Source organism: Pseudomonas sp. PAGU 2196 (assembly GCF_022179005.1).
Taxonomy (GTDB): domain Bacteria; phylum Pseudomonadota; class Gammaproteobacteria; order Pseudomonadales; family Pseudomonadaceae; genus Aquipseudomonas; species Aquipseudomonas kermanshahensis.
In genome coordinates, this window is sequence record NZ_BNTL01000025.1 from 118,205 (window position 1) to 129,634 (window position 11,430).

An 11,430-nucleotide genomic window follows, 5' to 3' on the forward strand; every position below is an offset into this window, starting at 1 on the left:
CCTATGCAGAAAGAACCTCGTAAGGTCCGTGAGTTTCGCCGTCGCGAACAGGAAATCCTCGATACCGCGCTCAAGCTGTTTCTCGAACAGGGTGAAGACAGTGTCACCGTCGAGATGATCGCTGACGCGGTAGGTATCGGCAAAGGCACGATCTACAAGCACTTCAAGTCCAAGGCGGAGATCTACCTGCGCCTGATGCTCGACTACGAGCGTGATTTGAACGAGCTGTTGCATTCGGCCGACGTCGACCGTGACAAGGAAGCCCTGTCGCGCGCCTACTTCGAGTTCCGCATGCGCGACCCGCAACGCTATCGCCTGTTCGACCGCCTGGAAGAAAAGGTGGTCAAGGGTAATCAGGTGCCGGAGATGGTCGAGCAGTTGCACAGCATCCGCGCCTCCAACTTCGATCGCCTCACCCAGTTGATCAAGGGCCGTATCAGCGAAGGCAAGCTCGAAGACGTACCGCCGTACTTCCACTACTGCGCAGCCTGGGCGTTGGTACATGGCGCCGTGGCGCTGTACCACTCGCCGTTCTGGAGCAATGTGCTGGAAGATCAGGAAGGTTTCTTCCAGTTCCTCATGGACATCGGCGTACGCATGGGCAACAAGCGCAAACGCGACCCGGAACCCACCCACTGACCGGTCCGGTGGCTCCAGCATGAACAAGGTGCTTGCAAAAACCTGATTTATGAGTCAGGTTTTGCCAGCCCCGCTTCATCCATGCTGGAGTCATCCATGATCGTCGATCGTCAAGGCAGGCGTTTTCGCAACCTGCGTGTCAGCCTGACGGCTGCCTGTAACTACGCGTGCACTTACTGCGTGCCCACTGGCAAACGCCTGGTGGCGGCGCAGGACGAGCTGTCGGCGCAAGCCCTGGCGCGGGGCGTTGCTTACCTTATCGAGGCCGCGGGTATCGAGCGTTTACGCATTACTGGTGGCGAGCCGCTGGTCAGCCCCCGCCTGGACGGCTTTCTGGCTGCCATTGCCAAACTTCCCCTCGACGATATCTCGCTGACCACCAATGGCCAGTTGCTCGCGCGCAAGCTGCCAGCGCTTCATGCCGCCGGCATCCGCCGCTTGAATGTTTCCCTCGATACCCTCGACCCGCTGGCGTTTCGCCGCATCGCCCGCGGTGGCGACCTGGCCAGTGTGCTGGCAGGCATGCAGCGCGCCAGCGAGCAGGGCATGCGCATCAAAGTGAACATGGTGCCGATGCGTGGGCAAAACCTCGACCAGGTGTTGCCGATGCTGGATTACTGCCTCGAGCGGGGTTTCGAGCTGCGCTTCATCGAGCTCATGCGCATGGGCCACCTGGCCAGTGATCGCAACGCATTTTTGCAGCAGTTCGTGGGCCTCGACCAGGTGCTCGGGTTGATTGGTACCGAGCATGCATTCGAGCAGGTCGATGTGCCGGTGGATGCTACGGCCCTGCGTTACCAGATCCCGGGTAAAGGCCATTTCGGCGTAATTGCCAACGAAAGCGTGCCGTTTTGCCGCGGTTGCTCGCGGCTACGTTTGTCATCGACGGGTTGGCTGCATGGCTGCCTGTCGTCGAGCAACCGCCACTTTGTCGGCGATCTGCTGGAAAAGCCGCGTCATCAAGCGCTTCCTGCCTTGCAGCGGCTGCTGGTCAAAGCCCTGGCAGACAAGCAGGATGTGGCGTTTTCCGGGGGTGTTACGGTGATGAAGGTGATTGGCGGCTAAGTCTGGCGCAAAAGCTGCATCCGCCGGCTATTCGCCGGTTTTTCGTCGCCGGCCACTGGAGGAAAGATGCGTAGCCTGGTCTTGCTGCTGGCGCTGATGGCGTTGGGCGGCTGCATGAATGTCAGCGATATGGGCGAGGGCGTCCGTTACCACATGAGCGACGCCGGTCTACTCGACCACAGCGATACCCGCAGGACCCTGTCGATCCGCCTGCAGCCCGATTCGTTCATCTTCATTGGCCAAGGTGCCTTTGTGCCGCCCGGCAAAGGGCCGGTACCGCACCAGAACGTGGTTGCCGACCAGGCCTTCAAGAGCTTCGTCGAGTATTTCCCGCTGGTACGCCGCGCCCAAGGCCCGCTCGGCTTGGAGGACGCGATCGCCCAGGCTCGCTCGGTGGGCGCGGACTACGTGCTGTACACCCGTTTCGCACGTACCGATGACCGCATCGGCAACGGCGACGAATGGTATGACGAGCAGGCTGTCGACCGCCTCGGCTGGGACACTGGGGTGGTGCAGATGATGCTGATCGAAACCAATACCCGCTACTTGATCGACACCGCACGCATCAAAAGCCGTGGCGGTTTGTTGACGTTCCACGACAATACGCCGGAAGATTTGCTTGCCGCGCCGATGCGCGAGTACGCTCGGAGCCTTCTGGGCATGAGCGAATGAGGCAAGCGTGATGAGCGATTCCGGCAAGGCCAATGACCTTCTGGCGCAAATCCCCAAGGCGAAGGGTTTGCCGCCCGTGCACCTGTGGAACCCGGACTTCTGCGGCGACATCGACATGCGCATCGCCCGCGACGGTACCTGGTATTACCTGGGCACGCCGATCGGGCGCAAGCCGATGGTGCGGTTGTTTTCCACGATCATCCGCCGCGACGGCGATGACTACTTCCTGATAACCCCGGTGGAGAAGGTCGGTATCCGTGTCGACGATGCGCCCTTTGTCGCGGTTACTCTGGAGGTGCAGGGCGAGGGCGAGCAGCAAGTGTTGCGCTTCACCAGCAATGTCGACGACCAGGTCGAGGCGGGGCCGGATAACCCATTGCGGGTCGAGCTCGATCCTGTCACGCAAGAGCCATCTCCCTACGTGCTGATGCGCAGCAACCTTGAGGCGCTGATTCATCGCAATGTGTTCTACCAACTGGTCGAGCTGGCGGTGCCGCGCATTATCGAGGGTGAGGAGTGGCTTGGGGTATGGAGCCGGGGTGAGTTCTATCCGATCGGGCGTACCGGCTGAGACCTGTGTGGCTGGCATGCGCATGCCTTGAGTATGGCGGTGTCAATAAGACCGAGCGCCGCCTGCGCGGCGCTCGGTCTGCCAGGCGCTGCAGCATTCCAGCCGTACAACGAAAAAGCCCCCGGTTGCTTGCGCACCCGGGGGCTTTTCAGTGTTTGGCTCCGCGACCTGGACTCGAACCAGGGACCCAATGATTAACAGTCATTTGCTCTACCGACTGAGCTATCGCGGAATCTGCGCATATCTTACTGATCACCAAAGGGAAGTCAAGCTTCCCCCTGGTAAATCAGAACCGAATCAAGCAGTTACAGCACTTCGACGATGGCCTTGGTGACCACGTGGATGTTGCTTTGATTCAGTGCGGCGACGGCAATGCGGCCAGTGTCCAGCGCGTAGATGCCGAACTCGTTCTTCAGGCGTGCCACTTGCTCGACGGTCAGGCCCGAGTAAGAGAACATGCCCACTTGGCGGCCGACGAAGCTGAAGTCGCGCTGGGCACCGTAGGTGGCCAGCAGCTCGACCATCTGCTTGCGCATGCCGTGGATGCGCTGGCGCATTTCGCCCAGTTCCGCTTCCCACATCTGACGCAGCTCGTCGTTGTTGAGCACGGTGGCGACGATGGTCGCGCCATGGGTCGGCGGGTTGGAGTAGGTGGTGCGGATCACGCGCTTGACCTGGGACAGCACGCGGGTGCTTTCGTCCTTGGAGCCGGTCACGATCGACAGGGCGCCGACGCGCTCGCCATACAGCGAGAACGACTTGGAGAACGAGCTGGAAACAAAGAAGTCCAGGCCCGACTCGGCGAACAGGCGCACGGCGAAGGCGTCTTCGGCGATGCCGTCACCAAAGCCCTGGTAGGCCATGTCGAGGAATGGCACATGGCCCTTGGCCTTGACCACTTCCAGGACGTTTTTCCAGTCGTCCAGTGTGAGGTCGACGCCGGTCGGGTTGTGGCAGCAGGCGTGCAGGACGACGATCGAGCCGGCCGGCAGGCTGTTCAGGTCTTCGAGCATGCCGGCGCGGTTGACGTCGTTGCTCGGTGCGTCGTAATAGCGGTAGTTCTGTACCGGGAAGCCTGCGGTCTCGAACAGGGCGCGGTGGTTTTCCCAGCTTGGGTCGCTGATGGCAACCACGGCATTGGGCGACAGGCGCTTGAGGAAGTCGGCGCCAATCTTCAGCGCACCGGTGCCGCCAACGGCTTGCACGGTGACGACACGGCCAGCGGCCAGCAGCGGCGACTCGGCGCCGAACAGCAGTTTTTGCACGGCCTGGTCGTAAGTGGCGATACCGTCGATCGGCAAGTAGCCGCGCGAGGCATGCTGGGCAGCACGCTGGGTCTCGGCTTCGATCACGGCGCGCAGCAGCGGAATGCGGCCTTCCTCATTGCAGTAGACGCCCACGCCCAGGTTGACCTTGTCGGTACGTGGATCGGCGTTGAATGCTTCGTTGAGGCCCAGAATAGGGTCGCGGGGTGCCAGCTCGACAGCGGAAAACAGGCTCATTGTTACCTTGGCTCTGATTGGAGAGTGATAGGACGTACACGCTCCAGCCGAATGCACTGAAGCGGTGCACAAACGGGGAGTCAGTATAGTGATACCGACCGGTCACTGCGACACTCTGGCGCAGCTTTTCCGGCCATTTACGCAAATATTTTTTGACCATTGGTCTTATTGCCGTGTCCACAGCAATAAGCGTTCACACCTGGGGCTTGAAACCGGCCCCGAGCGAGCGCATTTGGGTATAGACTACTGGCTAAATTTACAGTTGCTGCGACACCGCGAGGTCCCTCATGTCCGAGTTCCAGCTCGTCACCCGTTTCCAGCCGGCCGGCGATCAGCCCGAAGCCATTCGCCAGATGGTCGAAGGCATCGAGGCGGGGCTTTCGCACCAGACGTTGCTCGGCGTGACCGGCTCGGGCAAGACCTTCAGCATCGCCAACGTCATCCAGCAGGTGCAGCGCCCGACCCTGGTGCTGGCGCCGAACAAGACCCTGGCGGCGCAGCTGTATGGCGAGTTCAAGGCGTTCTTCCCGAACAACGCGGTCGAGTATTTCGTTTCCTACTACGACTACTATCAGCCCGAAGCCTATGTGCCGTCGTCCGATACCTTCATCGAGAAAGATGCGTCGATCAACGACCACATCGAGCAGATGCGCCTGTCGGCGACCAAGGCCTTGCTGGAGCGGCGCGATGCGATCATCGTCACCACCGTGTCGTGCATCTATGGCCTGGGCAGCCCCGAGACCTACCTGAAGATGGTCCTGCACGTGGACCGCGGCGACAAACTCGACCAGCGCGCCTTGCTGCGCCGCCTCGCTGACTTGCAGTACACCCGCAACGAGATGGATTTCGCCCGCGCCACCTTCCGCGTGCGCGGCGACGTGATCGACGTGTTCCCGGCCGAATCCGACCTTGAAGCCATCCGCATCGAGCTGTTCGATGACGAAGTGGAGAATATCGCTGCCTTCGACCCGCTCACGGGCGAGGTCTTCCGCAAGCTGCCGCGCTTCACGTTCTACCCCAAGAGCCACTACGTGACCCCGCGCGAGACGCTGCTCGACGCTGTCGAAGGCATCAAGGAAGAGCTCAAGGACCGCCTCGAATACCTGCACAAGGGCAACAAGCTGGTGGAGGCGCAGCGGCTGGAGCAGCGCACCCGTTTCGACCTGGAGATGATCCTGGAGTTGGGTTACTGCAACGGTATCGAAAACTACTCGCGCTATCTGTCGGGGCGCCCCTCCGGCGCGCCGCCACCCACCCTTTACGACTACCTGCCTGCGGATGCGCTGCTGGTGATCGACGAGTCGCACGTCAGCGTCCCCCAGGTTGGCGCCATGTACAAGGGCGACCGCTCGCGCAAGGAAACCCTGGTGGAGTACGGCTTCCGCCTGCCTTCGGCGCTGGATAACCGGCCCATGCGCTTCGATGAATGGGAGTCGGTCAGCCCGCAGACTATTTTCGTTTCGGCAACCCCCGGTCCCTACGAGGCTGAACATGCTGGCCGCGTGGTCGAGCAGGTGGTGCGGCCTACCGGCCTGGTCGACCCGCAAGTGGAGATACGCCCGGCGTTGACCCAGGTCGACGATCTGCTGTCTGAGATCCGCAAGCGTGTCGATGCGGGCGAGCGGGTGCTGGCGACCACGCTGACCAAACGCATGGCCGAGGACCTCAGTGATTACCTGGCCGACCATGACGTGCGGGTGCGTTACCTGCACTCGGACATCGACACGGTCGAGCGGGTGGAAATCATCCGCGACCTGCGCTTGGGCACCTTCGATGTGCTGGTGGGCATCAACCTGCTGCGTGAGGGGTTGGACATGCCGGAGGTGTCGCTGGTGGCGATTCTCGATGCCGACAAGGAAGGCTTCCTGCGTTCCGAGCGATCACTGATCCAGACCATTGGCCGGGCCGCGCGTAACCTCAATGGTCGCGCCATCCTGTACGCCGACCAGATGACCGGCTCCATGCAGCGGGCCATCGACGAGACCGAGCGGCGCCGGGAGAAGCAGATTGCCTTCAACCTGGCCAACGGTATCGTGCCCAAGGGCGTGGTCAAGGACATCACCGACATCATGGAAGGCGCTACCGTACCTGGCTCGCGCAGCAAGAAGCGCAAGGGTATGGCCAAGGCCGCGGAGGAGAGCGCCCGCTACGAAGCCGAGCTGCGCACGCCGGGCGAGATCACCAAGCGTATCAAACAGCTGGAAGAGAAGATGATGCAGTTTGCCCGGGACCTGGAGTTCGAGGCGGCAGCGCAAATGCGCGACGAGATTACCCAGTTGCGCGAGCGGCTGATCACCAGCTGATCCTTTGCTCCCGGTTAGGCCTCTTCGCGGGGCAAGCCCGCTCCCACAGGTACCTCACTGCCCTTGTGAAAAGTGAGGTATCTGTGGGAGCGGGCTTGCCCCGCGAAGAGGCCGGCACAGGCAACAAACAAATCAGCTCAATGAGCCTCCCCAGCCTTCAACCCCTCCGGCAGCTTGCGCGTCAACAGCACCGCCACCATGCTCACCGCCAAGCCGATGCCGACAAAGTGGAAGGCATCGTTGTACGCCATGATCTGCGCCTGCTGATGGGTGATCTCACTCAGCTTGCCAAGCGCCGCCGTCTCACTGCCCAGTCGCTCCGCCAGTTGCGCCAAGCGCTCTGCCACCTGTGGGTTGCTGGGCACCACCGATTCGCGCAGGTAGTCGAAGTACACCTTGGTCCGCGCATCCAGCAAGGTGGCCAGCAAGGCAATGCCAATGGCCCCACCCAGGTTGCGCAGAATGTTGAACAGGCTCGATGCCGAGCCAGCATCTTGTTGCTGGATATAGGCCGTGGCAATCAACGAAATGGTCACCATGATCATCGGTTGCCCCAGTGCCCGAATGATCTGGATGTGGTTGAACTGCGGCCCCGCAAAGTCCGGGTTAAGCACCCCCGAGCCAAAGCTGGCGGCCCCGAACAGGCAGAAGCCTAAGGCGCACAGTATTTTCGGCGAGACCACTTTCATCAGCTGCGGCACCAGCGGAATCAGAAACAGCTGCGGTACCCCCATCCACATGATCACCTCGCCGATCTGCAGGGCGTTGTAGCCCTGGATCTGCGCCAGGTACAGCGGCAGCAAATAGATTGAGCCATACAGCCCGACCCCCATGCCCAGGCTGGCAATGCTCGACAGCCCAAAGTTGCGGTTGCCGAGGATGCGCAGGTTGATCAAAGGGTGCGGCTTGGAAAACTGCAGGATGACAAAGGTAATCAGGCTGATCAGGGCGACGGTGCCCAGGCTGACGATCAGGTTCGATTCCAGCCAATCCTTGCGATGGCCTTCCTCGAGAAAGACCTGCAGGCAGCCCAGCCCCAGGCCGAGCGTGACGATGCCGGCATAGTCGGTGCTCTTCAGCAGCTCCCAATGCGCCTCTTTTTTCTCCAGCCCGTACAGCAGCCCAGCGATCATCACCAAGCCTGGCGGGATGTTGATGTAGAAAATGTACTCCCAGCCCCAGTTCTCGGTCAGCCACCCACCCAGGGTCGGGCCGATCGAGGGCGCGAAGGTGGCCGTCATGGCGAACATGGCCATGCCCTTGGCGCGGTGGTGCTCGGGTAGCTTGATCAGGGTCAGGGTGAAGGCCAGGGGGATCAGCGCGCCACCGGTAAAGCCCTGCAGGGCACGGAACATGATCATGCTCTCCAGGTTCCAGGCCATGGAGCAGAGCAGGGACGACAGTAAAAAGCCGGCCGAAACCCACACCGCCAGGCGTCGGGCGGACAGCAACTGCACCAGCCAGGCGGTCAGCGGGATCATGATGATTTCCGCCACCAAGTAGGAGGTGGAGATCCACGAGCCTTCTTCCAAGGTCGCGGAAAGTGCGCCCTGGATGTCCTTCAGCGACGAGTTGGTGATCTGGATGTCGAGCACGGCCATGAAGGCGCCGAGCATCACGCTCATCACCGCAATCCAGTCGCGCCGGCTGGGCTCGGCAGTGGGCCGGAGCAACTGATCACCGGCCATTGCGACCTTCATCCTCGGTGCGGATATCGACAGTGGCGGTGACCGACATGCCGGGGCGGATGCGGCCATGCAGCGGGTTGTCGGCGCTGAAGGTCAGCTTCACCGGGATGCGCTGCACTACCTTGGTGAAGTTACCGGTGGCGTTGTCCGGTGGCAGCAGGCTGAACTGGGCGCCGGAAGCTGCGAACAGGCTGTTGACCCGGGCTTCGATGGGGGTGTCTGGGTAGCTGTCGAACAGCAATTCGGCGCGCTGCCCTGGTTGCATGTGGCCAATCTGGGTTTCCTTGAAGTTGGCCTGCACCCAGATGTCTTCGTCGGGCACGATCGACAGCAGATAGGCGCCAGCCTGTACCACCTGACCGTTGCGTGCGTTGCGTTGGCCGATGGTGCCGCTGATCGGGGCGCGGATCTCGCAGCGGGTCAGGTTCAATTCAGCCTGGGCAAGGTCGGCACGGGCATTGGCGATCTGCGCATCGAGGCGTTTGAGCTCGGCAGTCAGGGCATTGACCTGCTGGCGCTGGCTTTGCAGGTCAGCGCGGGCCTTGTCTACCTGGGAGCTGGCCACGTGGCTTTCTGCCGAAAGGGTAGTCACCCGCTCCTCGGACACGAAGCCAGGCTTGCGCAGGGCTTCTGCGCGGTTGAGGTCCAGACGTGAGCGGTTGAGCGTGGCCTGGTTGGCGGCGACCTGGGCCTGGCCCGCAGCGATCAAGCTGCCTTGTTGCGTCAGGCGGCTTTCAGCTTGCACGTGTTCCGCTTCACGGGTTGCCAGGGCGGCTCGGGCGCGCTCGACGGCGAGTTGAAAGTCGGCGGCTTCCAGGCGTACCAGCAATTCGCCTTTGACCACGTGCTGGTTGTCCTGCACCCGTACATCTTCGATACGGGCGCCAAGTTGGCTGGAAATACGGGTGATTTCGCCCTGAACGTAAGCGTTGTCGGTGCTCTCGTAAAAACGCCCCTTGAAGTACCAGTGGGCCAGGAAGGCGAGGGCGATGGCCGCAACCACGACAAAGAAGATCAGCAGGCGGCGTTTGAGTTGAGCAGGCATGAGGACTATGGTTCCAGAAATGTAAACAAATTTAACAGCGACGGACGGCAATTCGACAAGTGTCGTTCGCGCCATTGCTGGAGCCGGGTGCCTGCTCCCTGCTAACATCCCGCCTTTGTTTCATCTTTCGTTCGAGACCTTCCATGACCACCGTACGCACGCGTATCGCGCCATCGCCCACGGGCGACCCCCATGTCGGCACCGCCTACATCGCCCTGTTCAACTACTGCTTTGCCAAGCAGCACGGCGGCGAGTTCATCCTGCGCATCGAAGATACCGACCAACTGCGCTCCACCCGCGAGTCGGAACAGCAGATCTTCGACGCCTTGCGCTGGCTTGGCATCGAGTGGAACGAAGGCCCGGACGTCGGTGGCCCGCACGGCCCTTACCGGCAGAGCGAGCGTGGCGAGATCTACGCCAAATACGCCAAGCAACTGGTCGATGCCGGCCACGCGTTCTACTGCTTCTGCACCGCTGAAGAGCTGGAGCAGATGCGCGCCGAGCAAATGGCCCGTGGCGAGACCCCGCGTTACGACGGCCGTGCCCTGTTGCTGAGCGCTGAAGAAGTGCAGCGCCGCCTGGACGCCGGCGAGCCCCACGTGATCCGCATGAAGGTGCCGAGCGAAGGCATCTGCGTGGTGCCGGACATGCTGCGCGGTGACGTCGAAATCCCATGGGACCGCATGGACATGCAGGTGCTGATGAAGAACGACGGCCTGCCGACCTACTTCCTGGCCAACGTGGTCGACGACCACCTGATGGGCATCACTCACGTCCTGCGGGGTGAAGAGTGGCTGCCGTCGGCGCCCAAGCTGATCAAGCTTTACGAGTACTTCGGCTGGGAGCAGCCCAAGCTGTGCTACATGCCGCTGCTGCGTAACCCGGACAAGTCCAAGCTGTCCAAGCGCAAGAACCCGACCTCGGTCACCTTCTACGAGCGCATGGGCTTCATGCCCGAGGCGATGCTCAACTACCTCGGCCGCATGGGCTGGTCGATGCCGGACGAGCGCGAGAAGTTCTCCCTGGCCGAAATGGTCGAGCACTTCGACCTGTCGCGCATCTCCCTGGGCGGGCCGATTTTCGACATCGAAAAACTGTCCTGGCTCAACGGCCAGTGGCTGCGCGAGCTGCCGGTCGAACAGTTCGCCGCGCGCTTGCAGAAATGGGCGTTCAACAGCGACTACATGATGAAGATCGCCCCGCATGTTCAAGGCCGGGTCGAGACCTTCAGCCAGGTTGCGCCGCTGGGTGGCTTCTTCTTCGAGGGCGCGCTGAAGCTCGATGCCAAGCTGTTCGAGAGCAAGAAGCTGTCGGCTGATCAGGTGCGCCAGGTCATCCAGTTGATCCTGTGGAAGCTCGAAAGCCTGCGCCAGTGGGAAAAAGACCGCATCACCGATTGCATCCAGGCCGTGGTCGAGTCGCTGGAGCTGAAGCTGCGTGACGCCATGCCGCTGATGTTCGCCGCCATTACTGGCCAGGCCAGCTCGGTGTCGGTGCTCGATGCCATGGAAATCCTCGGCCCGGACCTGACCCGCTACCGCTTGCGCCAGGCTCTGGACTTGCTGGGTGGTGTGTCGAAAAAAGAAAACAAAGAGTGGGAAAAGCTGCTGGCGAACATCGCCTGACACAGCAGCCCGTAGTGATGTAGGCGCAGCACAAGGCTGCGCCTGCAAGGGGCAGGGCGGTAAGTGATTGTTATCTGTGAAAAAACTTTTGAATATTTTCAAAAATTCGTTTGACAGCCGTGCAATCCGATCTTAATATGCGCCCCGTCCACAGCGATGAGCGAAACGAAACGCCAGGCACCCAGCCAGCGATTCTGCTCAGAGCGACATAGTGGGGCTATAGCGCAGCTGGGAGAGCGCCTGCAGGGCATGCAGGAGGTCAGCGGTTCGATCCCGCTTAGCGCCGCCAAATTCCGCTTAGCAGCGACGGCTGATAAGCA

General features: G+C 61.5%; 9 protein-coding genes and 2 tRNA genes. 7 read left to right on the forward strand and 4 right to left on the reverse strand.

Going from position 1 to position 11,430, the window contains the following annotated elements:
- Nucleotides 1–3: 3 nt before the first annotated feature.
- The 4 genes from MFF34_RS20790 (at nt 4) to MFF34_RS20805 (ending at nt 2,947) form a co-directional block, all read left to right on the forward strand.
- The gene (locus MFF34_RS20790) at nt 4–639 is read left to right on the forward strand and encodes a TetR/AcrR family transcriptional regulator (RefSeq protein ID WP_027596088.1); all 636 of its coding nucleotides are present in this window, start codon (nt 4–6) and stop codon (nt 637–639) included.
- Nucleotides 640–735: 96 nt separating this feature from the next.
- Nucleotides 736–1,704 carry a GTP 3',8-cyclase MoaA gene (locus MFF34_RS20795; RefSeq protein WP_238216197.1) on the forward strand — a complete coding sequence of 323 codons (969 nt, stop codon included), beginning with the start codon at nt 736–738 and terminating at the stop codon, nt 1,702–1,704.
- Between the two features lie 66 nt (nt 1,705–1,770).
- The gene (locus MFF34_RS20800; protein ID WP_027596090.1) at nt 1,771–2,376 is read left to right on the forward strand and encodes a DUF4823 domain-containing protein; all 606 of its coding nucleotides are present in this window, start codon (nt 1,771–1,773) and stop codon (nt 2,374–2,376) included.
- A 10-nt stretch (nt 2,377–2,386) separates the two neighbouring features.
- Nucleotides 2,387–2,947, forward strand: a complete 561-nt coding sequence (locus MFF34_RS20805) for a DUF1285 domain-containing protein (RefSeq protein ID WP_238216199.1) — start codon at nt 2,387–2,389, stop codon at nt 2,945–2,947.
- A gap of 156 nt (nt 2,948–3,103) precedes the next feature.
- On the opposite strand, the gene MFF34_RS20810 is transcribed toward MFF34_RS20805, so the two are convergent.
- Nucleotides 3,104–3,179: transfer RNA gene (locus MFF34_RS20810), tRNA-Asn, on the reverse strand.
- A 73-nt stretch (nt 3,180–3,252) separates the two neighbouring features.
- Nucleotides 3,253–4,449, reverse strand: coding sequence for an amino acid aminotransferase (locus tag MFF34_RS20815; RefSeq protein ID WP_238216201.1), 1,197 nt, complete (start codon nt 4,447–4,449; stop codon nt 3,253–3,255).
- 287 nt (nt 4,450–4,736) lie between these two features.
- Here MFF34_RS20815 and uvrB point away from each other — a divergent pair, with 287 nt between their 5' ends.
- Complete coding sequence (gene uvrB, locus MFF34_RS20820) at nt 4,737–6,752, forward strand: excinuclease ABC subunit UvrB (protein WP_027596093.1); 2,016 nt, start codon at nt 4,737–4,739, stop codon at nt 6,750–6,752.
- 137 nt (nt 6,753–6,889) lie between these two features.
- Here uvrB and MFF34_RS20825 read toward each other — a convergent pair whose 3' ends face one another.
- Both MFF34_RS20825 and MFF34_RS20830 read right to left on the reverse strand, forming a co-directional pair.
- A complete protein-coding gene (locus tag MFF34_RS20825) occupies nt 6,890–8,380 on the reverse strand; it encodes an MDR family MFS transporter (protein WP_177323905.1) in 1,491 nt (496 codons plus the stop codon).
- A 49-nt stretch (nt 8,381–8,429) separates the two neighbouring features.
- On the reverse strand, nt 8,430–9,485 hold the full coding sequence (locus MFF34_RS20830) for an HlyD family secretion protein (RefSeq protein WP_186682014.1): 1,056 nt from the start codon (nt 9,483–9,485) through the stop codon (nt 8,430–8,432).
- 143 nt (nt 9,486–9,628) lie between these two features.
- Here MFF34_RS20830 and gltX point away from each other — a divergent pair, with 143 nt between their 5' ends.
- Nucleotides 9,629–11,110, forward strand: a complete 1,482-nt coding sequence (gltX, locus tag MFF34_RS20835; RefSeq protein WP_238216203.1) for a glutamate--tRNA ligase — start codon at nt 9,629–9,631, stop codon at nt 11,108–11,110.
- Nucleotides 11,111–11,323: 213 nt separating this feature from the next.
- Nucleotides 11,324–11,399, forward strand: a tRNA-Ala gene (locus MFF34_RS20840).
- Nucleotides 11,400–11,430 lie beyond the last annotated feature (31 nt).

Coding starts and splice junctions, on each gene's coding strand:
- MFF34_RS20790 (WP_027596088.1), top strand. CDS start 4: ATGCAGAAAGAACCTCGTAAGGTCCGTGAGTTTCGCCGTCGCGAACAG.
- MFF34_RS20795 (WP_238216197.1), top strand. CDS start 736: ATGATCGTCGATCGTCAAGGCAGGCGTTTTCGCAACCTGCGTGTCAGC.
- MFF34_RS20800 (WP_027596090.1), top strand. CDS start 1,771: ATGCGTAGCCTGGTCTTGCTGCTGGCGCTGATGGCGTTGGGCGGCTGC.
- MFF34_RS20805 (WP_238216199.1), top strand. CDS start 2,387: ATGAGCGATTCCGGCAAGGCCAATGACCTTCTGGCGCAAATCCCCAAG.
- MFF34_RS20815 (WP_238216201.1), bottom strand. CDS start 4,449: ATGAGCCTGTTTTCCGCTGTCGAGCTGGCACCCCGCGACCCTATTCTG.
- uvrB (WP_027596093.1), top strand. CDS start 4,737: ATGTCCGAGTTCCAGCTCGTCACCCGTTTCCAGCCGGCCGGCGATCAG.
- MFF34_RS20830 (WP_186682014.1), bottom strand. CDS start 9,485: ATGCCTGCTCAACTCAAACGCCGCCTGCTGATCTTCTTTGTCGTGGTT.
- gltX (WP_238216203.1), top strand. CDS start 9,629: ATGACCACCGTACGCACGCGTATCGCGCCATCGCCCACGGGCGACCCC.